Source organism: Alphaproteobacteria bacterium (genome assembly GCA_030680745.1).
GTDB lineage: Bacteria > Pseudomonadota > Alphaproteobacteria > JAUXUR01 > JAUXUR01 > JAUXUR01.
In genome coordinates, this window is sequence record JAUXUR010000069.1 from 1 (window position 1) to 23,446 (window position 23,446).

21 protein-coding genes are annotated in these 23,446 nt (G+C 34.3%); 12 read left to right on the plus strand and 9 right to left on the minus strand.

From position 1 onward, the window contains the following. A partial coding sequence (locus Q8L85_07845) for a hypothetical protein (protein ID MDP1724598.1) occupies positions 1-227 on the plus strand: 227 nt, incomplete at its 5' end. 166 nt (positions 228-393) lie between these two features. Here Q8L85_07845 and Q8L85_07850 read toward each other — a convergent pair. After that, entirely contained in the window at positions 394-1,428 is a 1,035-nt protein-coding gene (locus tag Q8L85_07850; GenBank protein MDP1724599.1) for a polyprenyl synthetase family protein, read from the minus strand. Between the two features lie 52 nt (positions 1,429-1,480). On the opposite strand from Q8L85_07850, the gene Q8L85_07855 reads away from it, so the two are divergent. Together Q8L85_07855 and Q8L85_07860 are read left to right on the plus strand one after the other, a co-directional pair. Then, positions 1,481-2,215: a methyltransferase gene (locus Q8L85_07855; protein MDP1724600.1), complete on the plus strand. Its 735-nt coding sequence runs from the start codon at positions 1,481-1,483 to the stop codon at positions 2,213-2,215. 54 nt (positions 2,216-2,269) lie between these two features. Next, positions 2,270-3,667 (plus strand): nitronate monooxygenase, encoded by a 1,398-nt coding sequence (locus Q8L85_07860; protein MDP1724601.1) that lies wholly within the window; start codon positions 2,270-2,272, stop codon positions 3,665-3,667. A gap of 462 nt (positions 3,668-4,129) precedes the next feature. On the opposite strand, the gene Q8L85_07865 is transcribed toward Q8L85_07860, so the two are convergent. After that, a complete protein-coding gene (locus Q8L85_07865) occupies positions 4,130-5,071 on the minus strand; it encodes a cation diffusion facilitator family transporter (protein ID MDP1724602.1) in 942 nt (313 codons plus the stop codon). Between the two features lie 14 nt (positions 5,072-5,085). Next, positions 5,086-6,642 (minus strand): hypothetical protein, encoded by a 1,557-nt coding sequence (locus Q8L85_07870; protein MDP1724603.1) that lies wholly within the window; start codon positions 6,640-6,642, stop codon positions 5,086-5,088. 297 nt (positions 6,643-6,939) lie between these two features. Here Q8L85_07870 and Q8L85_07875 point away from each other — a divergent pair, with 297 nt between their 5' ends. The 3 genes from Q8L85_07875 to Q8L85_07885 all read left to right on the plus strand — a co-directional run bounded on the left by Q8L85_07875 (position 6,940) and on the right by Q8L85_07885 (position 11,679). Beyond that, positions 6,940-7,410 carry a hypothetical protein gene (locus tag Q8L85_07875; GenBank protein MDP1724604.1) on the plus strand — a complete coding sequence of 157 codons (471 nt, stop codon included), beginning with the start codon at positions 6,940-6,942 and terminating at the stop codon, positions 7,408-7,410. Positions 7,411-7,898: 488 nt separating this feature from the next. Beyond that, on the plus strand, positions 7,899-10,619 hold the full coding sequence (locus Q8L85_07880; protein MDP1724605.1) for a hypothetical protein: 2,721 nt from the start codon (positions 7,899-7,901) through the stop codon (positions 10,617-10,619). A gap of 277 nt (positions 10,620-10,896) precedes the next feature. Next, positions 10,897-11,679: a hypothetical protein gene (locus Q8L85_07885; protein ID MDP1724606.1), complete on the plus strand. Its 783-nt coding sequence runs from the start codon at positions 10,897-10,899 to the stop codon at positions 11,677-11,679. A gap of 66 nt (positions 11,680-11,745) precedes the next feature. Here the strand turns inward: Q8L85_07885 and rnd are convergent, their stop codons facing one another. Next, entirely contained in the window at positions 11,746-12,903 is a 1,158-nt protein-coding gene (gene rnd / locus Q8L85_07890) for a ribonuclease D (GenBank protein MDP1724607.1), read from the minus strand. Positions 12,904-12,985: 82 nt separating this feature from the next. On the opposite strand from rnd, the gene aspS reads away from it, so the two are divergent. From aspS to Q8L85_07910, 4 genes are all read left to right on the plus strand, one after another. Continuing rightward, positions 12,986-14,791: an aspartate--tRNA ligase gene (gene aspS / locus Q8L85_07895; GenBank protein ID MDP1724608.1), complete on the plus strand. Its 1,806-nt coding sequence runs from the start codon at positions 12,986-12,988 to the stop codon at positions 14,789-14,791. 197 nt (positions 14,792-14,988) lie between these two features. Beyond that, the gene (locus Q8L85_07900) at positions 14,989-15,234 is read left to right on the plus strand and encodes a hypothetical protein (protein MDP1724609.1); all 246 of its coding nucleotides are present in this window, start codon (positions 14,989-14,991) and stop codon (positions 15,232-15,234) included. A 418-nt stretch (positions 15,235-15,652) separates the two neighbouring features. Beyond that, positions 15,653-16,957, plus strand: a complete 1,305-nt coding sequence (locus Q8L85_07905) for a leucine-rich repeat domain-containing protein (protein MDP1724610.1) — start codon at positions 15,653-15,655, stop codon at positions 16,955-16,957. 349 nt (positions 16,958-17,306) lie between these two features. Continuing rightward, positions 17,307-17,777: a DUF1178 family protein gene (locus Q8L85_07910; GenBank protein ID MDP1724611.1), complete on the plus strand. Its 471-nt coding sequence runs from the start codon at positions 17,307-17,309 to the stop codon at positions 17,775-17,777. A gap of 73 nt (positions 17,778-17,850) precedes the next feature. Here Q8L85_07910 and Q8L85_07915 read toward each other — a convergent pair whose 3' ends face one another. The 4 genes from Q8L85_07915 to Q8L85_07930 all read right to left on the minus strand — a co-directional run bounded on the left by Q8L85_07915 (position 17,851) and on the right by Q8L85_07930 (position 20,271). After that, complete coding sequence (locus tag Q8L85_07915) at positions 17,851-18,414, minus strand: hypothetical protein (GenBank protein ID MDP1724612.1); 564 nt, start codon at positions 18,412-18,414, stop codon at positions 17,851-17,853. A 27-nt stretch (positions 18,415-18,441) separates the two neighbouring features. Then, positions 18,442-18,798 carry a hypothetical protein gene (locus Q8L85_07920; GenBank protein ID MDP1724613.1) on the minus strand — a complete coding sequence of 119 codons (357 nt, stop codon included), beginning with the start codon at positions 18,796-18,798 and terminating at the stop codon, positions 18,442-18,444. A gap of 540 nt (positions 18,799-19,338) precedes the next feature. After that, positions 19,339-19,614, minus strand: a complete 276-nt coding sequence (locus Q8L85_07925; protein MDP1724614.1) for a TIGR02300 family protein — start codon at positions 19,612-19,614, stop codon at positions 19,339-19,341. Between the two features lie 234 nt (positions 19,615-19,848). Then, complete coding sequence (locus Q8L85_07930; GenBank protein MDP1724615.1) at positions 19,849-20,271, minus strand: hypothetical protein; 423 nt, start codon at positions 20,269-20,271, stop codon at positions 19,849-19,851. 173 nt (positions 20,272-20,444) lie between these two features. Between Q8L85_07930 and cmk the strand changes: the two genes are divergently transcribed. Both cmk and rpsA read left to right on the plus strand, forming a co-directional pair. Further along, positions 20,445-21,113 (plus strand): (d)CMP kinase, encoded by a 669-nt coding sequence (gene cmk, locus Q8L85_07935; protein MDP1724616.1) that lies wholly within the window; start codon positions 20,445-20,447, stop codon positions 21,111-21,113. A gap of 34 nt (positions 21,114-21,147) precedes the next feature. Then, positions 21,148-22,878 (plus strand): 30S ribosomal protein S1, encoded by a 1,731-nt coding sequence (gene rpsA / locus Q8L85_07940; GenBank protein ID MDP1724617.1) that lies wholly within the window; start codon positions 21,148-21,150, stop codon positions 22,876-22,878. Positions 22,879-23,076: 198 nt separating this feature from the next. Here the strand turns inward: rpsA and Q8L85_07945 are convergent, their stop codons facing one another. Then, positions 23,077-23,379: a nuclear transport factor 2 family protein gene (locus Q8L85_07945; protein ID MDP1724618.1), complete on the minus strand. Its 303-nt coding sequence runs from the start codon at positions 23,377-23,379 to the stop codon at positions 23,077-23,079. Between the last annotated feature and the right edge of the window lie 67 nt (positions 23,380-23,446).

Genomic DNA, 23,446 nt, shown 5'->3' on the forward strand with positions numbered 1-23,446 from the left:
ACGAAAAATACTCAAAAATCATTCAAAAACACTATTTATTCATTTTTTTTGCTGTAAATATCCTAGCGGGGAAAGCTGCAACGCAGCTTGGGGGCGGCAATGAGCCCCTCCTTAAAAAACTTCACAACATAGTTGATCCAGCCCTAAAATCAACATTTATAGCTTTTGAAAGGCTATTTTCTAGATTGCTTCTTCGTCTTCGACTCATCGCAACGACGACATCCTAGGATTTCGCTGTATTTAAATTCGTGTGGATCTCTCAGGATCAAGTCGCGGGACGTAGGAAGGGGGTGGGTCAATGATATAGCCGCGGGCGTAGGAGGGGGAGAATGATGCCCTTCAACTTAAATGTTTTCCAGTTATTCCACTATATTTGTAACAATTGTTTAATGTCTAATAACTTCTATTCACGACAAAATTGGTAAGCTCAATTAAGGCATCCTGGATTGGTGAACCTGCAAAATATTCCAATTCATCCAATGCTTTTGCTTGATAAGATTTCGCTTTTTCGATCGTTTTTTCAAATGCATTATATTTATGAAAATACGCAACAGCTTCTTCTAAATCTGACGGGTCTTGTTTGCCTTCTTCAAAAGTGCGTTTCCAAAATAGTTTTTCTTTAAAATCAGCATTTTTATACGCAATAATAATAGGTAATGTTACCTTACCTTCTTTAAAATCATTGCCCATTTTTTTACCCAACAAAGGATCATCTGCTTTATAATCAAGTACATCATCCACAAGCTGAAAAGCTGTCCCTAAGAAAAGACCGTATTTTTCAAGTGCATCTTTATGAAGCTCTTCAAAATCTGCAAGAACTGGCCCTAACCTGGTCGCTGCTGCAAAAAGCTGAGCCGTTTTTGATTCAATAACTTTAAGATAATCATGTTCTGTTGTTGCAAGATTATGCGTTGTCAAAAGCTGCGCAACCTCACCTTCTGCAATTTTACTTGATGCCTTAGAAAGAATGGCCAAAACTTCAATAGAGTTCGCTTCAACCATTAATTCAAAAGAACGACTAAATAAGAAATCACCAACCAACACACTGGGCTTATTACCCCATAGGGCATTAGCACTGATTTTACCACGTCTTAAATCACTTTGATCGACAACGTCATCATGTAATAATGTTGCTGTATGAATAAATTCAACGGAAGCTGCAAGGGGTATATGATGTCTACCTTTATAGCCACATAAATGTGCACTGGCCAATGTCAGCAATGGCCTTAAACGTTTACCGCCAGATTCAATTAAATGTTTGCCTAATTCAGGAATAAGAGGCACATTGCTTTGAAGTCGCTCTATAATTAACGCATTAACGGCTTCCATATCGTCAAAAAGAAGATGATGCAATACATCAACTGGATTGCCAGATTCACGAAGATCAGAGGTATTTTTAAATTTTTTTGCTTGTAGATTGAGAGGCACCTCTATATTCCTTATATTCAGGCTAAATTCGTTTATTTTATAAAGAGCTACTATGAGTTTGGATTTTCGTCAAGATTTTCTCTTAAATAAAACTGTATCTTTGAAACAACCCATTCATGGGTACAAAGTTGCTATTGATCCTATATTTTTAGCCGCAAGCGTTGATATTATTAAAGGAAAAATCCTTGATATCGGTTGTGGCGTAGGGGCTATATCTTTGTGTCTTGCGCACCGATTAAAAGAAATAGAAATCGAAGGCATTGATATTCAAAAAGATATGATTACCCTAGCACAATATAACGCAATCGACAACAAATGTGCTGATCGTGTTCATTTTTTTGAGGCGGATCTTCTTGATTACGCCAAAAAACACCCTGAATCCTATACAACAATTATCTCAAATCCACCCTTTTTTAAAAAAAATGTATCTAATATATCACCCATTGCTCAAAAAGCTTTAGCCCATCATGATCTTAATCTATCAACATCCGAATGGATAAAAAATTGTTTTAAGCTATTAAAATCAAAAGGTTTCCTATATATAATTTTCCCTTTTGATGATATACCTTCCCTATTAGGATCTTTATTTCCTGCACAACATAGTGTGAGGCTTTTTCCACTATGGTCAAAAATAGGACAAAATGCTAAAAGAGTATTAATAAGATTTCAAAAAAATAGCCTTGCACCTTCGCGACTTTTGAATGGTCTCGTTCTTCATGAAGAAGATAGAACCTATACAAAAGAAGCAAATCAAATTTTACGCAATTCTATGTCATTAGAACTCTAGTAATATTAAAATTCTTACTTATATCTAATGGTAAAGTTTAACTAAGGAAGAAAAATGATCTCACTCAAAGAACTATTATTGTCAGGTAAAAAACTACTACCGCTCATTGAAGGCGGCAAAGGTATTTCTGTAACAACTGGTGAAAGCGCAGGCGCTTGGGCTGCGGCCGGTGGCGTTGGTACTTTTTCAGGTGTGAATGCAGATTATTACGATGAAAAAGGCAAATTAGTCGAGATTATTTACCAAGGCAAAACGCGTGTCGAACGTCACCGAGAGCTTATCGAACATGCCGTCAAAGGTGCGATCGCCCAAGCCAAAATAGCATTTGAACGCGCCAGTGGCAAAGGCCGCATCCACATGAATATTTTATGGGAAATGGCGGGCGCTGAAGAAATTTTAAACCGCGTTTTAGAAGGTGCCAAAGGCCTTATTCATGGTGTCACGAGTGGCGCTGGTATGCCTTATAAAATGGGCGAGATTTGCTCAAAAGCAGAAGTTTATTATTATCCTATCGTTTCATCCGCACGCGCATTCCGCGCTTTATGGAAACGTGCTTATTCCAAAACAAAAGATTTCTTAGGCGGCGTTGTGTATGAAGATCCCTGGCTTGCCGGTGGTCATAATGGCTTAAGCAATAGCGAAAATCCATTGGTGCCAGAAGCACCCTATAACCGTGTTCTAGCCCTTCGTTCACAAATGCGTGAAGAAGGTGTCGAAAATATTCCTATCATCATGGCAGGCGGTGTTTGGGCTTTAAATGAATGGTCCGATTGGATTGATAATCCTGATTTAGGCGCCATGGCGTTTCAATTCGGTACGAGACCTTTATTAACGCAAGAAAGCACCATTTCAGACGCATGGAAGCAAAAATTATTAACGCTTGAAGATAAAGATGTATTGCTGCAGACTTTTAGCCCAACAGGCTTTTATTCATCTGCTGTTAAGAATAATTTTTTGCTCGAATTAATGAGTCGCTCTTCACGTCAAATTATCTACAAATCAATGCCCGAAGAAGGCTTTACAACACCTTTACCTTTAGGCCCACGTGGACGTGAAGTTTTTGTGACAGATCTTGATCGTCAAAAAGCACTTGACTGGATGTCCAAAGGATTTACAGAAGCACTTAAAACGCCTGATGGCACCATCATTTTTGTGGAAAGAGAAAACGCACTTCAAATTCGCAAAGATCAAGTTGATTGCATGGGCTGTTTAAGCGCTTGTCTTTTCAGCAATTGGTCACAACATGGCGATTTAACGACAGGCAAAAAAGCTGATCCGCGTTCATTCTGTATCCAAAAAACACTCTATTCTGTAAGCCATGGCGGTTCTATTGACAATGAATTGATGTTTGCAGGGCATAATGCTTATCGATTTGCTAAAGATCCATTTTACGCCAATGGATTCATTCCTACTGTCCAACAATTAATTGATCGCATTTGCACAGGGGCGTAAGCCCTTTTCTTTTTTACACTGGGGCCTAAGCCCCCTTCCCTTTACGCGTCAGTCAACTACAGTTGATCATTCTACGCGACAAAAATTTAATTTTGAGCAGTAGCTACAAAATACCAGCTGTTTCCCTGAACAGGGGAGAAGCGAAGCTTCGAGTAGGATTCAGGGTCCAATTAACAATCATGATCGCAGATCATACCGTTATTTAAATAATTTTGCCATGCTCTTCGAGCATGTATCTAGTGTTAGATCCTGAATCTGCCTTCGAAGCTTTGCTTCAAGGCGCTCAGGAAAACAAAAGTGTGCGGGCAAATTTTTAGCATGAAAATAAAAATTGTCCCGTAGATTAATAGTTAATAGACTTGAGGTAGACAAAGAACAACGAACGAAGTGTATCCCTATATACATTGGGTGAGGCGTGACGATGTATCCTTCCGATGCCATCGACTATAACACTACTTACGCTTAGCAAATATGACCTTCAACACTATCAGGGCAATGTTGCTCTGTTTCGATTTGAATCGTTGAATGCGCTATGCCAAATTCAAGTTCCAATGCTTTTTTACTTTTCAATAATAAATCATCATGATCCGTCCCTTTTTGTACCGCTAAATGCATTGTAACAATGGGTTTATTCGTTGTGAGCGACCAAATATGAATATGATGAATATCCATAATTTCTTTAAAATTTGTTTTTAAAAATTCAGTCACTTGATCCACAACAAATTTATCTGGCGCGCCTTCTAAAAGGATATGACCTGCTTTCTTAACTAAAGTCCAAGCACTCCGTAAAACAAGCAATGCAACCAAAATTGATAAAATAGGATCAATCGGCATCCAACCTGTCCACAAAATGACGACAGCAGCAACAATGGCCGCCACAGAAGACAATAAGTCGCCGATCACATGGACAACAGCACCCTTGATATTCAAATTTTCTTCATGGGCATGATGCAATATTTTAAGCGAAATTAAATTCACTAATAAGCCAAGCACCGAAACAACAAGCATTATATTGCCCTGAACTTGGTGTGGCTCAAACATACGGTGAAAGGCTTCAATTGATATCCAACCAACAACAACAATCAATGATAGGCCGTTCACAAAAGCTGCCAAAACCTCAATTCGGTGATAGCCGTATGATCGTTTATGATCCGATGGTTTTTGACTAATCTTAATCGCAAGCCAGGCCAAAATCAGCGAAAATAAATCCGTAAGCATATGAAAAGCATCAGACAATAAGGCTAATGAGTCTGAAACAAGCCCACCGATAATTTCAACAAACATGAAACTACCCGTTAAGATCATCGCCCATAAAAGACGTTTCTCACCCTTCATCGGAAGCCCATGATGATGATCATGGTGCCCGTGATGTTCGTGCGAATGAGTGTGATGTGAATCTTGCACCATATTACCTAAATTTATTCGTCATTTGATTTTCTATAAAGCCCAGATGATTGACGTTTGTCAACAGGCTTTACAGAATGTTTTTTTTTCTTTTCTTCTTTCTTTAGCTGTTTTTCTTTTTCCTTCTTATCTTTTTTTTCTTTTTTAAGTATTTTTTTATCACGAGGCGTAATAACTGGGGACGTTTTATCGATCGTTTCATCCACAGAACCTAAAGGTACGCTAACAGCAGGAACTTTCTTAGGACTCATAGGGTTAATAAACTTATCATGGGTTTTAAGCTCTACATCCAATTGTTCAATTATCGAAGCAATATGTGTATCCTTATGCGTAAGAGATTTTGTTCTGTTACGAGGTATATAATCTTCTTCACTCGGAGATCTTGGTGTTGCTTTCACTCTGGAAGGTTGCACTAGCGAATCTGAATTAGCTCTATGATCAAATGCATCAACTGATGTTTTCTTAACACTCACACTATTACCTCTTGGGCTTAACACTTTTAAAGTAGAGGAGCTTCTTTTTTTTATTGGCTTAATTTCCTCAGCATTACATTCAACACTTGTATTAGTCTCTGTGGATTTTACTTCGACTTCCAAATCTTCTTTATCAATCCTATCTATTAAAATTTTCTTAAGACTTTGCGTTCTTGATCTTGGACTTAAAGATTGTAATAAAGAACTTCTTCGTTTTATCGGCGGCGCATTATCTGTGTTAATTACGCTAGATTCAACAACAACTACATCTTCTTTCTTTTTACATGTAGATTTGTCAAGTCTAGATTTTTTTTTATCTTTTTTTACAAATTTTTTTTCATTGTCTTCGCTCAACAACATACTGTACTTTTCTACATAAAAAGCTGTAACAACATCAAAGTGCTTTAAAACCCGTTCACAATATTTTTTAATATCTTCATATTTTAAAATTGGTAAATTAAGAGCAGGCACAAGCTTTGGCTCAACATCATTATTTACCGACTCAGAAAAAATAATAATATCTCTCTCATGAACGTAAATACGATTAAAAATAGTCTCGTGCTTTTCAACAAATTGTCTAATCTTTTGAACAAGTTTTAATGTTCCTTTATACCCAATATTTGGTTGTGACATTTTATTAATTTTTTCAAGTTTTTCTGACTTTAAATAGGCTTTTGCCCAGCCTAATAATTCATCCATGATTAATTCAATAGCATCAATTATTTTTTGTCTAATAAATAAAGTTTCTTCATTTTCAATAAAAAATGGATTATCTACACCTTCATATAGAAGAGAAAACAATCTTTCAGCATAAAAATCATAAAGCTCCATAAAATGATTCGCATAGTAACATGATGATTTATAATCAAATTCCACTAATGTTTCATCCCCCAATGAATCATCTTTCGATGGAGTCCGAAAAATAATACCTGGAGTAGTTTCTCGAAACTCATTAAGATCTTCAAGGAATTCTTCAAGTGGCTTTTTTATGTCTCTATAATAGGCAATCTCTTTTTCTAAATTAAGAGCAAACACATTGCCTGACAAAACAAAAAAAATAACAAGAAAATAAATCTTTTTTTTTAGCGTATTAATCATCATAACCTTATTACGTAATTGTTAAACGTCGTGTATAATATTTATTTTTTTATTTTTTTGAATTATCGTGGAAGATGTTCCCACCAACATAGAGAAAGCTATCAACATATTTGATACTTAGATAGAGTCAAATAACTCCTTAGCCCATTGCAATTAAAAATATATCAAAAAAAATCTTGCGAATCAAATCATACTATTTTCCTAAGATTATCATTTTACAAAATTGTTTTCTTGTTTTTTTGATTGAATAATATAAAGTGCTTGAGAAAACAATACAAAAACTAGGTAGGAACAAAAATGATAAAAAAAACTGTAACGCTTTTAAGCTTTCTAAGCATTTTAATTGCAACTGAAACAAAAGCTGCTCAACCCGATACAACAGAACATAAAGTTACTTACGAAGTTCGTAAAAGACCTGATGGCACGCCCCATTTTACACCTACACATATTGAGCATAAAACAAAAGGACATGCTCATAATGCTGTAATGGATAAAAAACTAGCCGTTCCAGCCGAAAAATCAAAAGCAGATGCTGAACTCCTTAAACAACCTGCAACTAAACATGTTGTGACATACCATATTAAAAAAGATAAAAATGGACATGTGGCCGAATCAAAAGAAGTAAAACATGATGACCCCAATCATGAAAATACAACTTTATTTTCATTACACCCAAATATGACGATGCCTTCTGGCTTACCTGCCTTTCTCAATATACCAATGATGATTAATGGTGGTGGCTGCGGCAATTCGTCTGCGTGTTCTTAATTTAATATATACCCAAATGATCTGATACTACCGTTTTTAGCCGATGACCTTTGGCTGCTTTTTGAGCCAAAAATTTCTTAAGGTAAATCTATTACCTGTTGTAATTTTTGGCATCAAAAATCATCTCAAATCTCATGCCTAAAAATCTACATTTCCAAAGCATTTGGGTATAGTCAGTCATGAAATTTGATGGCTGATTTTCTAAATACCAAATAATACTATTTTAAAAATAATATTAAATATCAATACATTAAAAGACTTATGAGTAATTATATAGTTTCTGGACGTAGAGAGAGTACGATTTTTAATAAAAAATACCATAGAACAAATTAATTTTTACTAACATTATAAAACACAAATAAATATTTATAATTATTTTAATAAGTTAGTATTTTGTATTCATAATTTATTAAAAATAATACAAAAAACATTTGCATTTTAATAAAAAATATGTATAAAATCTATAAAAATTAAACAAAGGAGTTTAAATGTTTATTCGTTTCTTCATTTTCATGCTTTTTACTTTATTTTCAGAAGTATTTGTGCATGCTGAACCGAAATTTGAAGTTTTAGAAGATGTTGACCTTTGCATTGCTGATACCGAATTACAGCGTGCGTCACCATTATATGGATATATTGCAAATAGAAGCTTTTTGAAGAATTGGCGTTTTTTTGGAAATTACGGTCTTCGAAAAGAAGGCATAAAAATAATGGATTTTTCCTTAAGACCACTGGATGATTATCCTCACGATCACGTAGCTTCTTTTATCCAATGCTTATTCCCATCATTTGATATGCGTAATTTTATTCCTAATCAAATTTTAAGTAATCCAGTATCTCAATTAAAACCAAGCACAATTGCAAAGCTCATTCGTACGATCATAGATGCAAATTATGTATATAACTCAGAAGAGTTCAGTAATGGATTATCCGAAATATTGATTGATGAATTTAAGAAAGATGCATTTTCATCTTATAAATCATCATGTAGAAAAAAAATATTGAGTGATATTGAATATGTAAATAAGTACATTAATTCAAAAAGTTGTAAATCACTCAAACTATTCAAAGAAATTCTTATTCAAGCTTTGATTGAAGCGCATCAATCAGATTTATATCCTAAATATATCATTGAGCATACTTTATTAGCATTCTTATGGAAAAAATCTGATAATGCCCAAGATTTAAATGAATATCTTGCATATTTCAGTCAAAAAAGTTTAGGAAATAAAGAATCGTCATTCACTTCTGAAAATTATAAAAAATTAACATCAAATTTAAAAAATATTCCACAAGAATGGGAAGATCTGATTAAAAAACCAAGCTTTGCTTCATATTTGTTGTTTGGGGATAAAATTTTCTTTTCTACATTTCCTTTACCACTAACATATGGCCGAGCAAATTATAAAAATCAAGAATTTTCTGATTGTATGGAAACAGCAATACGAAATATGATCGGATATTTAATATATAATCCGTCAAAAGCACAATATATTATTCCTGACCATCTTTGTCCCCCGGATGCACCGATCAGAATATTTTATGAGAAATATAATTCGGCCTCATTACAAAATACACAAGATGCCAGAGATGAATGGGCATCGCTGGTTTCAGCCTTACCAAATGTTATTTATCTAAAGGGTGATCACGAAGCAAAAGCTAGTATTGTCAACTTAGTTAAAATATTAGCCCACCTTTTTGTTGGCGTTTTTGAAACGGTAAATGAAGAAGATATTAAAGCATTAATTTTAGAATCTAAAATGGATAAGGATGGTGAATCATCAGATTCGGAGGACCAATCTGAAGAAAATGAAAAAATACTCGCTTATTGTCAAGAAAATTTATTTGAATTTATTGAATTATTTGATGATTGGCTTATAGATAATCTAAATTCTATAGAATCTCACATGGATGAAACACTTAAATTTTCTTTACAACAACAAAATATTTTTCAAATGGAGTTTGAACCCCAACATGCAAATGTTATTCATGCTTTTCAAGATAAAACTGTTTGTGATGTAACTGAAAAAATTTTAGGATGGGAAGAAAAAATTGATCCTTATGTTTTTAAATTATGTCAAAACAAAAAAGGGCCAAATTACGCAAAAGAAAGCCAATATATAAAGGCGATAGATATATACAATTTTAACTTGAGCAACATAGAAGAATCGCTATTTGTTCTAAAAGAATTCTTTAAACGTGGGTTTCTTTTTGATGATTTTTTCATTCGAAGATTTCTTCGCTCTTTACCGCTACAAGACCGTCAAATACGCTACAAAATATACGAAGCTTTTAGTGTAACAGGCGAACGATATCTTAATTTCGGAGAACTAAGCGATATTATTGATGAAATTAATAACTTAACTACAAAAGATCTTTTGGAGCCTCACAATCAAGAAGCTCACGACCCTTACACATTACTAGACCTCATCGCTTTATCAAATTGCCCTGATTTATTTCACTATGTTTTGACGAAAAATCACCTTTGTCTGGGGGCGTATTTTTTCTATGAATATCATAATTTCCATGGATCATTAGTTCATAGATTAGTGAAAAAAAATAATTTAGATATTATAAAAATTATTCTCGAAAAAATTAGATATGACATTAACGCATTAAAAAACAATGACTTTGATGCTTATACTGTTTTAGAGCAACTAAAAATTTATCTCCCTAAAATTGCACTACAGAATGCATCAGCATATCTATCAGCTGACATACAAAAAAAAATTAAAACTCTTTTTTCTAAATGTGCGTATACAAATAAGACACTCATTGATGTTTGTTTTGAATGCGATAACGAACTAGCGTTAGAGATTATACTTGATTGCTTAGGAGAACATATTAATAAATCTTTATTATCCAATGCGTTTAAAAAATACAAATTGCCCTCCAAAATTGCACATTCCGTTACTGTTATTCGATCTTTAGAACGACATAAATTAATTTCTGAAGATGATCTATGTGAAATTGCAAAAAGCGCTACACCTCAAGATTTTTCAATGTTACTTACATCTTGTATTTTTACGCGTAAAAATCCTTTTGCCCTTGCCTGTAAAGTAGGTAATACAGCAATAGCTTCAGGGAATAAAAATTTAGCAGGATATATCTCTCAAATTAGTAGGATGATTTATCATGCACAACAAACAAGAACACCCCAATGTGAAGGATCTTCTTCCTCATCACTAGGCGTAAGAAAGATTGGATAAAATTAATTAAAATTCGATGCGGAATATACAGGACTGTAAATAGTCATTTTAAAAACGTCATTTTTTTTGTTTCCCTGGAGCAGTAAGAGTCTGAAAGACTCGAGCCAGATCCAGGAAAACAAATTGATATTTTACAAGAAAAAATTTGGTTAACTTATTATTAACTTAATTAATAAATTCTTTAATTCATTTTAAAAATACATAAATATTGACGAAAATGTATTTTTTGAGTATTACTACTTATATTCAATAAAATTTACTACATATGGAATTCAAAATGAATTTAAAAAATTTATCATTTATAGCGCTACTATTTTTAACAGGCGCATTAAACCTTGCTGAAGCTGGGAAAAATACTGAAAAACGAAAATTTGATGAATTTCAACAAAATAACAATAACAATAACAATAACAATGAGGATATTGATTCACGAAATAAAATTATCAAAAAAGACAATTTTTCTACAGTTGAAGAACTTGAAAAAAAAATAATAGAAGAAAAAACTAAATATTTTAATTTATTCAACACCATAAACTATATTAATCAACAAAATAATATTTTTAATGTTAATCAAGCAAATGAATTTGAACGAATGAATTATATTAATCATATTAACTATATTAATAATGCTGACTTATTAAACGATGTTAATTACACAATACAATTCAATTACACAAATTCATTAAATTATATAAATTACATTAACCATGTAAGATCCGTTAATTCTATTAACATGATGAACAATATCAACCAAACAAATGATTTGCGCCGTCAAGAAAATATTATCAACGATCTTATCGAACGTCATAAACAAGCATTACTAAATGCAGAAACACAATCTACTAACATTCAAGAGATTGATCAAGACAATGAAAATGTTGCAGAATCTAGATCACCCGATAAAAAAGCAGATGCAGAACTTGGACCTAATTCAAATGCCATTGATTACAGCCAAACACTTTTAAACAAAGAACAAGAAGACAAGGATTATTATAATTTTCTTGAATTCCTTGCAAACAAAACTGACGAAGACGATACAACTGATTTCATAGACAAATAGTGATAGTAATTAAGAACATGATCAGACAAGGAATGACGATGTATCAGCATATTCTTTATTTATTATTTACTTCTTCAAAAACTTAATTTGGTTGTTTTCTAGTCCCAGAGAATAAACCCCATTAAGCAACCCAACTGCCATTTCACCAAATATCTGATATCGCCAACCATGAAGTAACGGTAATTCTGACTCATCTTTATAATCTTTACGAATCAAACGTTTTAAATCACTTACATTTGCAATTAATTTAGACGCAACACCTTCTTTGTCCGAAATCAACTTCAATGCTAATTTCAACATATCTAAGGCTGCAGACCCATGATCTACGCCTTCAAAAGATGCCTCTTTTTTAGGCCATAAATCTTCTGGAATCAGCAAAGATGTTTCTATAATAGCCAACAACGTTTCAGCCATAGACGATTTATGAAAATTCTTTGAATAAGCACGACTTATCTGCAGGTCTTCTGTAGTTCTTGGTTTATTTGCTGCAAGTTCTATCAATACATCATCTGATAATACATGACGTCGTGGAATGTTTAAGCGTCTTGCCTCTAAATCTCGCCATGCAGCAAGTTCCTTAAGAACACACAATGATCTCGAATCAACTTTTTTGGGCTTTAACTTTAACCAAGCATCTTCCGGATGTGGGAAATACAGCTTTTTATCATATAAAGCATCCATTTCCTCTTTAAGCCAATCAAGCCTATCATTCCGCGCTATTTTTTTTTGTAATTTTGTATAAACTTGGCGTAAATATACAACATCACCTAAAGCATATTCAATTTGCTTATCCGTCAATGGCCTTAAGCGCCAATCTGTAAAACGCTGTGATTTATCAAGCTTTCTATTAATAAGCTGCATCACCAATGTTTCATAACTAACAGATTCACCAAAACCACAAACCATGGCTGCAATCTGTGTATCAAAAATTGATTGAGGGATTTTACCGCTTAAATGGTAAATGATTTCAATATCTTGACGCGCTGCATGAAAAACCTTTAAAACCTTTGGTTCCTGCAATAAATCAAATAATGGTTGCAACAATAATGTAGGCGATAATGCATCAATCACAAAAGCTTTTTCGGGACCTGCGATCTGAATGAGACAAAGTTCTGGAAAAAATGTCGATTCCCGGATAAATTCAGTATCAATTGTGATATACTCAACCGCGTAAAGTGGTTGGCATTGTCGAAGCAGCTCTTCTGTTGTTGAAATCAATGTCATAAACAGTATGTTACAGTTCATTTTGAAAGAAGACAAGTCTTAAGACGTTTTTGGAGGCGTTAACGTGATCGCAGAAAAATCTATGCATCCTTATAGAACAAACACTTGTGGTGCATTAAACACAAAAAATTTAAATCAAATTGTTCGCCTTTCGGGCTGGGTACATCGCAAACGCGATCATGGAGAGCTCCTTTTTATCGATTTGCGTGATCATTATGGCATCACACAGATCGTTGTAGAAGCAACATCAGATTGCTTCAAATTGCTTGACCAAGTTAAAATAGAATCCGTCATTTGTGTGACAGGTAAAGTTGTTGCGCGTTTAACTGATGCGATCAATAACAAGATTCCTACAGGCGAAATTGAACTTAAAGTGAGTGATGCGCATATTTTATCTGAAGCAGAGCCACTCCCCTTACCCGTCAACACCGAGGATGATTATCCTGAAGATATTCGTTTAAAATATCGTTATTTGGATTTACGCCGCGAACGTATGCACAAAAACATTATGCTACGCGCAGGCGTTATCCAGAGCTTACGTAAACATATGATCGCCCAAGGCTTTACTGAATTTCACACACCGATTCTAACCGCCAGTTCGCCTGAAGGCGCACGTGATTATTTGGTACCAAGTCGTGTTCATCCTGGACATTTTTATGCGTTACCCCAAGCACCACAATTGTTTAAACAATTATTTATGGTGTCAGGCTTTGATCGTTATTTCCAAATAGCGCCATGCTTTAGGGACGAAGACGCACGTGCTGACAGATCACCAGGCGAGTTCTATCAGCTTGATTTTGAAATGTCTTTTGTAACACAACAAGACGTTTTTGATGCGATTGAGCCTGTTTTATCAGGTGTTTATAACGAATTCGCCAATGGAAAAGCAGTTACCAAACCACCCTTCCCGCAAATTCCTTATGATGAATCAATGCTTATTTACGGTAGCGATAAACCTGATTTACGCAATCCTTTAATCATTTCAGATGTGACTGAGGCATTTTATGGATCAGACTTTGGATTATTCGCTAAAAATGTAGCGCTTGGCCAAATCGTGCGTGCGATTCCTGCACCCAATACAGCATCGAACCCCAGAAGCTTTTTTGATAAATTAAATGATTGGGCAAGATCTGAAGGCGCTGGTGGCCTTGGTTATATTCAATTCGATCAAGAAGGCGCTAAAGGCCCTATTGCCAAATTTTTAACCGAAGATCGTATTCAGAAATTAAAAGAAAAATCAGGCGTTAAGCCAGGTGATTCTCTCTTTTTTGTATGCGGCAAAAAATCTTTCGCCGAAAAATTTGCAGGCGCTGTCCGTAAGAAACTAGGTGAAGATCTGGATCTTATTGATAAATCAGCCTTTAAATTTTGCTGGATTGTTGATTTTCCGATGTATGAATTGGATGAAAAAACAAATCTTATTCAATTCAGCCACAACCCTTTTTCAATGCCACAAGGCGGGATGGAAACATTGCTAACAAAAGATCCGCTCAGCATCAAAGCTTTCCAATATGATATCGTTTGTAATGGCATCGAACTCGCCAGTGGCGCCATTCGAAACCATAAACCAGAAATTATGTACAAAGCTTTTGAGCTTGCAGGATATGGCCCTGAAGTCGTCGAACAACAATTCGGATCATTGCTAAACGCCTTCAAGTTTGGCGCCCCGCCGCATGGTGGTTGTGCCCCGGGTGTTGATCGCATGGTCATGCTTCTTGCAGACGAACCTAATATGCGCGAGGTTGTATCCTTCCCGATGAACCAACAAGTGCAGGATCTTATGATGCAAGCACCAGCAACCATTACGCCTGAACGCTTAAAAGAGCTTCATATTCAATTGGATATTCCTAAAAAGCTTGAAGTAAAAACGCAAGCAAAAGGCGCTTAACCCTTTTTTTATTACAAAAAACTGCAGCAACTTCCTACGTCCCGCGACTTGTTCGCGGGATCCAGCCTTACATCCACAAACAAAAATTTTATCTTGAAATTTCAATAACCCCTACAATCAAATACTTTTTTTAATATAATATTAACACTTAAATACTAAAATATAATAATAACGAAACATATTTTTTGGAGGTCAACATGAAGAAACTAAGTAAGATATTATTAATGGTAGGCTCTGTTTGCATGATAAATACGGCATCTTTTGCAGCAGATCCACCGAAAGCTACTATCGCACCAAAATGCATGTGCATTAAAGCACCTTGCAATTGTCCCGACATGCCAAAAAAACCATTAATTTCACCCAAAAAAGCGCCGTTATCCAAAACAACAACACCAGTTCCAGATCAAAAAGTTGCTCCAACAACAAGTGGTGTACCTAAATAATACAACTAAAAAACTATATTTTTTACGATCGGGGACAGTTTGCTTTAAATTGGCCCCGATTTTAAAAATTGTTGTAGCTTTATAATCTGCATGATGTTCCTACCTCATATATAGTCAAGATAAAAAACTTAAAAAAATTATCCTCGTTGAACGACCCTCAACATCCAAACTTTTTCATTGGTTCTTGTAGTAATATTTTTTTCATTGTACAAATCCTTTTTTTGCATCTTATCTGTACTATTATTATTTATAATTGTTTTAGAATTAATCAGCCATCAGAACCATGTTTAAAATATTGACAATTTATTTTTTTTCTATATTGTCAGTTAAAAATAATTTTAAAATTGTTTTTAAAAAACATAGCGATAATAAAAAAACTTTATCGAAATGTAAAAAATTTAATAAAAAAGGATCCGTCATGAATAAATTTTTACTATTACTTGCATTCAATATATTTACATTTCAAGCAAATGCATTTTTAACAAATACAGAAAAAGAAAATCTAACAGATACATTCTTAGAAAGCTCAACTAAAGAAATACAAACATCTCTTAAAAAGAAAATACTTTCTGGTAAAATTATAAATCTCTCAACAGATCAATCCAACTACATTAAAAACAATATAGAACAATTTTGTTCTTCATTAATCTGGATCAGAAAATTAAATCTCAGTGAGAGCAACATTGAAAATCTACCTGATGCAATAGGAAAATTAATAAATTTAGAAGAACTGGATATTTCTGAAAACAAGATTTCAACTTTACCAAACACAATCGGCGAATTAAAAAAATTAAAAGTACTTAATATCTCTGAAAATGAGATTTCAAATTTACCAAACACAATAGGGGATTTAACAAAATTAGAAACACTTCAAATCTATGGAAACAAGATCGAAACATTACCTGAAACAATTTCAAAATTAAATCAATTATATGCACTTTATGCCTTTAGCAATAATATCAACATATTTCCCGATACACTTAGAAACTCACAGTTACAAATACTTGAACTCTATGACAACAAAATTTCAACCCTGCCTGACATAACAGAAGGATTTAATGACTTAGTAGAACTTGATCTCTCTAACAACAAAATTGAATTCTTACCGCATATAACAGGCGGATTATGTCAATTAAAAAAACTTAATCTCTCTGGCAACCAAATTAAAATCACGCCTGATGTACTAAAAAAATTAACAAAACTACAAGATCTTAATCTTTCAAGCAACCAGATTGAAAACTTGCCCGATGAAATAAAAGAACTAAGCGAAATAGAAGAGCTTGATCTCTCTGACAATCAGCTAAAAACTTTACCGAATACAATAGAGGAATTAAGTGAATTAAAAAAACTTTTTATCTCCAATAACCAAATTGAAACATTACCTCATACAATAGGCAAGTTAACAAAATTAAAAATTCTTGATCTCAGTAAAAACAAAAATCTTCTTTGCCTACCTTCATCATTAAGAAATTTAAGAGACTCTCTTTCTATACTTAAATTAAAAAATACAAATATTCAAATAAATTGCGAAGAAGATGATTTAGGTAAAATTGACTTAGAAAAAATTTTTGGAAATCGCGTTTCTTTTTCTTCACATGAGGAAATTATCCAAAAAGTTTCAATTAACCCTATATTCGCATTAGCACAATTTATAAATAGTGATTCCTTTAAACTGCATATTTTGATGATTGCTGCTTATCTAGAATTGATCAATATGTACTAAGTTAGACAAAATACGTATGCATTGCAAAAGAATTTGAAGAAGATTAATTTTTCAAATTCCGAGCAATGCAATTATCTTTATCTTCATGCATTAATCTTCTATCTATGAATATATAGTCAATAGACTTGAGAAGTAGACAAGGAACAACAACCGAAATGTATCCTTATATACATAAGTGAGGTGTGACGATGATCCTTCCAATGTCTATCGACTATAGTGTTTTAATCCTATTAAAAACATTGAGATTATATGGCTTTAGATTTATAATTGAATCAAGAAAAATATAAGCAACTTTCATATTGCTTCCTTATTTTTCTAATACCAAAAAATAATTTAGGCATAGTATTAAATGATTATTTACGATTTAAAATGTAACAATAACCATCAATTTGAATCATGGTTTAAAAACAGTGATTTTTTTCAAGACCAAAAAAAAGCACAAAAAATTGAGTGCCCCTTTTGTGGATCTTTCGATATTGATATGGTTTTTGCGCCAATTCGCATTTTAAAAAACAACACGAAAGATGCTGCAGCAAAAACCAAAGCTGATCCTAAAACTGAACAATCAAAAGCTGTTTTAAACACAAACAACAAAAATCTTGAACAATTACGAAAAATTGCGGGTGAGCTTCAAAAAGAAGTTGCTAAAAATTGCGATTATGTAGGCAAAAATTTTGCTGAAGAAGCACGTAAAATCCATTATGGCGAGAAAAAAGCAGAACGCGGTATTTACGGTGAAACAACCAAAGACGAAATGAAATCTTTAAAAGAAGAAGGTATTGATTTTATGGCGATGCCTGTGCCTAAAACAGATGCATAATAATCTATAATTCTACAACAAAAAAGGCGCATTTTCATGCACCCTTTTTGCTGTTTATTAGAGAGTTATAGAGTTATTTAGCCATCATCATATCAAGTGCCACTTTTCCACCTTTACCTATAAGATCAAGTGCTGTTGGACCATATTTTTTAACAGCGTCCATCACTTTTGGACCATGATCCATAGCCAAACCAACAAGACGATCGCCATGACGATCAATCAAATTTTTAACAGTTGCATGCCCATGTTCGTGCATCCAGGCTATTGCATCAGGACCGTGTTTTTTAACTAAATCCATAGCTTTTGGTCCATGTTTTTTAACAAGCTCAACAGCTTTTGGTCCATGTTGTTGTGCAAGTTTCATAGCAGAAACTGTAGTTTTTTTAGCAACTTTTTTTACTTTTTTCGCACCACTTTTTACTTTATCTGTTACAGATTTCATACTAAATAAAGTTGCATCCCCATCTTTTTTCATCTTAGCTGGCTTCTTTGCCATCGGTTTCTTTACCATTGGTTTTTGTACCATTGGTTTTACAGCCTCAACTGATGAACCTACCCCAACAGCGTCTGCTGCTTCTGATTTTCCCCACATGAAAATCATAGCCATTGCTGAAAACGCAAATATTACTTTTTTCATTTCTTCCTCCACACGTTAATTGTTTATCTATTTCTTCACTTTTTTAACCATATTTTTTTTAGGCATTTCTTTTTTAGCCATCATTTTTTTACTTTTTTTCACTTTCTTCACTTTACCTTTGTAATATTCATTACGTTTGGTTGACATCATGTCACCCGTTCTTTTTGCGTGCACATCTAAACGTTCTTTTGCTTCACCTTTTACGCCCATAGCATGATCACGCATTTCTTTAGTGGCTTTTGGGTGTTCTTTTATTTTTTGTGCGCCTTCTAATGCTTTATGCATCTCGCCTTTGTGCATTGCTTTGTCGACAACTGCTGCTTCAGATTTTCCCCACATGAAAATCATAGCCATCGCCGAAAACGTAACTAATATTTTTTTCATTTCTTCCTCCACGCATTAATTATTTATCTATTATTAGTGTATCGATAAAATGTTTAAGAAATGGTTAAGATTAAAAAAAATAGTCAATAAAAAATTGTGCTATTTTTACTCTTTCTTCTAACTCAATTGTTTGTGTGATTTCATAGCAATCTCTTTTTGTGTCTGTATTTTTCAACATACAATTTCTAAGGTGTTGCACTACATTTCAGAAAACGGGATATGTTTTTTATATGTAATAGATTTAAAGAATCAGATTGTAGTGCTTGTGCGCAATGAGGGTGTAAAGAAAAAGTTTCAAGACGGCATGAAATACATATTTGATATGTAAATGTGTGGTATAGAATAGACTAAACAATCAATTCATATGGACTTAAGAATTATATATGATGAAATTTGCATGAATTGATATTTAAATTATGACGTGAAATTTGGTTATGAATAATATTTGGGTCTTGGATCAAGATGTAAAGCTTTACTTTTTTTATCTTGATCCAGGATAACGATTCGAGTCGAGCGTTTTTTTTTGAGTATTAAAAATACTTAACTGTGTTTTTCTTCTTTATCAATGTCTTTGATATCAACTGCTTCTTCGATATCTTCGGGTTCGAAATCTTCTAACTCAGTTGGATCAATATCGGGAATGATTGCTAATTCTTCAACATCAAAATCAACCTTGGCATCATCACGTGATTTTAGAATTTCAAGCTGGAAAACAGTACCACATTTGGGACAAGTGATAGGGTTCCTTTGCATGTCATAATATTTGGCATGACATTTCTGACAAAAACGTTTAATACCCCATTCAACTTTAGCCACTTTTAGTCCTCTTCATTTTACTGTATTTTTGTACATTTAACGGTGTATATTAAGCAAATCCATTGAAGAATGTCAATTCTTTCTTGGTGCATAAAAACACTATAATCGACAGACTTTGATTGATAGATCTGAGTTATTCGCGCAAGTATAAAGGACATACTTCGCTTATTGCTCTTTGTATGAATCTAAAGTCTATGGACTAAAGTGTTTATAGCGTTAATATGTTACAATTTTTTACTTGAGTCTTAGACCGGCTTCAACAATTCGTTTTTTTAAAAGTGATATATCGCTGCAGGTAGCGCGATAATTATTTAAATCGCTATCAAAGCTTGCTGCATTTGTTTTTGCACTACTTTCTGCAATTTTTTGAGTTTTATTTTTTTTTGCAGCAAGGTCCTGACTTTCTTTCTTGAATTGATCATAAACCGCGTTGTGATCAGAACCAAGTGCATGGCGTTTTTTTACTTCAAAGCCAAGTATGTCTCTATAGTCGTTTTCACAAGCATTTTTTGCAGATTCAAAGAGTTTTGCTTTTGGTGAAACAGCAGCTTGTGAGGTTGCATCCGTTGAAGGAGCAGGGTTTGATAAAGCTTGGCTTGTGTAAAGTATTGAAGTTAAAAAAAATGCTTTTGGTATCAATTTAAAATATTTTTTCATTTCAAGGTTCCTTCCTATATGGTTTTATTTTTTGTTTCTATAAAAGAATAAAAGATAAGTTGTTTTCCGTAAAGTTAAAATTATATTTATTGAATTTTCTGGTCAATCAGACAGTCTATATGTTATAATGACTTAAAGTAACATTCTTTTTTAAAAATTTGGGATAGCATTGAATGATTATTGCGTTAGACGGGCCTTCTGCTTCAGGTAAAGGTATTATTGGATCTCGGATTGCCGAGCGTCTAGGTTTTGCTTATCTGGATACAGGGCTTCTTTTTCGTGCAATTGCATATCAGGTGATCTGTAAACAGATTAATCCTGAAGATCGTTCAGCAATCATTCAAATTGCTAAAAAAATCGCAAATTATTCGCTTGGCGATCCACAACTTAGATCAGAAGAAGTAGGCAATATAGCATCGCTTCTTGCTTGTATTCCTGAAGTTCGAGATATTTTGATTCAATATGAGCGTGATTTTGGCAATAATCCACCTTATCCTTATAAAGGTGCCGTTTTAGATGGTCGTGATATTGGTACAATTATCTTTCCTGAAGCTGATTGTAAAATATTTGTCACAGCTCATGTAGAAACGCGGGCTTTGAGGCGACATAATCAGTTGATTCAAGGCGAACAAAAGAGTATATATAGTGAGATTTTGCGTGACTTGAAGGCACGGGATGAACGCGATATGCAACGCATTGTTGCGCCGCTTATGCCAGCTTCTGACGCACTTTACATTGATACAACCGATTTAAGCATTGATCTTGCTCTAGAAAAGATTTTTTCTTTTATTACCCGTAAAAGAGAATATTTGATCCATGATGAGATGAGAGAAGCCGTTTAAATCATAACAATCACTTTAACCAGGTATAATTTTAATGACCGACAATAAATCAACTCTAGCCCCTGAATTCAAAAAAGAAAGCTTTGCTGATCTTTTGAATGAATCCTTTTCAAAACAATCTGTTACTGAAGGTTCTGTTTTAAAAGGACGTATCGTTGCGATCGAAAAAGAATTTGTCATCGTTGATGTCAGACTTAAATCAGAAGGCAAAATTGCCTTACGTGAATTTTCAAGTTCTGAACATAAAGATGATGTGACCATTGGTAGCGATGTCGATGTTTACCTTGAGCGCCTTGAAGGTTCTGACGGTGAAATCGTTTTAAGTCGTGAAAAAGCACGTCGCGAAGAAGCATGGGAAGTTCTCGAAAAAGCATTTACAGCGACTGAAAAAGTGACTGGTGTTATTTTCGGTAAAGTTAAAGGTGGATTTACGGTTGATTTATCAGGTGCTGTTGCGTTCTTGCCAACAAGCCAAGTCGATATTCGTCCGATCCGCGATTTAGGTCCATTAATGGGCAATCCACAACCCTTTATTATCCTTAAAATGGATCGTAAACGTGGCAATATCGTTGTATCGCGTCGTTCCGTTCTTGAAGAATCGCGTGCCGAAGCGAAGTCAGAACTTATTTCGAACCTTTCTGAAGGTCAAGTCCTTAAAGGCGTTGTCAAAAACATCACTGATTATGGTGCGTTTATTGATTTAGGTGGCGTTGATGGTCTTCTCCATGTGACTGATATTTCATGGCGTCGTATTAATCATCCTTCTGAAGTATTGGTTCTTGGTGCAAGTGTTGACGTTCAAGTTATTCGCTTCAATTCAGAATCAGGTCGTATTTCTTTAGGTATGAAACAGCTTGAAGTTGATCCTTGGGCAAATGTTGAAGAAAAATATCCTATCGGTAAAAAATTGACAGGTCGTGTCACTAATATTACTGATTATGGTGCGTTTATTGAACTTGAGCCAGGCGTTGAAGGTCTTGCACACGTTTCAGAAATGAGCTGGGTCAAGAAAAACGTTCATCCAGGCAAAATCGTTGCGACAAGCCAAGAAGTTGAAGTCATGGTTTTGGATATTGAATCCCAAAAACGTCGTATCAGCCTTGGTATTAAACAATGTTACGAAAATCCATGGTCTGCATTTGCAACGAATCATCCAGCTGGCACCGTTCTTTCTGGTGAAATCAAGAACATTACCGAATTTGGTTTGTTTATTGGTTTACCAGGCGATATCGACGGTATGATTCATTTAACTGATCTTTCTTGGGAAAAAACCGGCGAGCAAGCTGTTGTTGATTACAAGAAGGGCGACACAATCACAGTCAAAGTGCTTGATGTTGATGTTGAAAAAGAACGTATCAGCCTTGGTGTTAAGCAATTAACCGATGATCCTTTTGAATCGAGTGTTCAGAACATTAAAAAGGGTGATGTGATTACATGTACAATCACAGGTGTTATTGATGCTGGCCTTGAAATAACAAGCGCTGATGGTCTTGTTGGTTTCATTAAGAAGCAAGATTTAGCACGTGATAGAAGTGAACAACGTCCTGATCGTTTTGCGATTGGCGAAAAAGTTGACGCAAAAATCATGTCAATCGAACGTTCCACACGCAAATTAACACTTTCTATTAAAGCGCGTGAATTGGAAGAAGAAAAGCAAGCAATGGCTGAATTCGGTTCTGCTGATAGTGGTGCAAGTCTTGGAGATATCCTTGGTGCAGCATTAAGTAAGGCAAAAGAAGCGAGCAAAGACAAAGCTGACGATTAATTATCCATATTATGGGCAAATTCGTCGTCAAGTCTGCGTCTTCCGGTACTCATGTACTCAAGTACACGCCGTGCCGGTTCTCGACTTTTCTAGACTTTGCCTCATAATCTAGATAATTGCGCTCGAAGAAATTTGGGCGGGTTATTTTAAAGTTGAAGGGCCTTTCTTCGATAAGAAGAAGGGTCTTTTTAGAATAAATTAATGCCGGGAACCAATATCTTCATCAGCCTTGCTACCTTTTACAAGGCGCGTTAATTCACGACAACCGATAATTTTTCCGTCTTTAATTTCAAAAATAGCCATTACATCTACTTCTACTTCAGAATCATCGCCTTTTATTACATGACCAGTATGTCTTGTTGCAACTTTATTTCCTTCCTCAATTATTTCGTGAAAAACAATTTTGATAGATTTGTAATCTCTTTTAAGAGTTTTTACATGTTCTAAACCTTGTGTGTAATTCAGCGTTTTTTCATCAGCAATTTGCATATCATAGTACACGACACTTTTAACCAATTAAATCTATAACAAATGCTAGCAAAAAATTAACATAATTACATCGATTTAT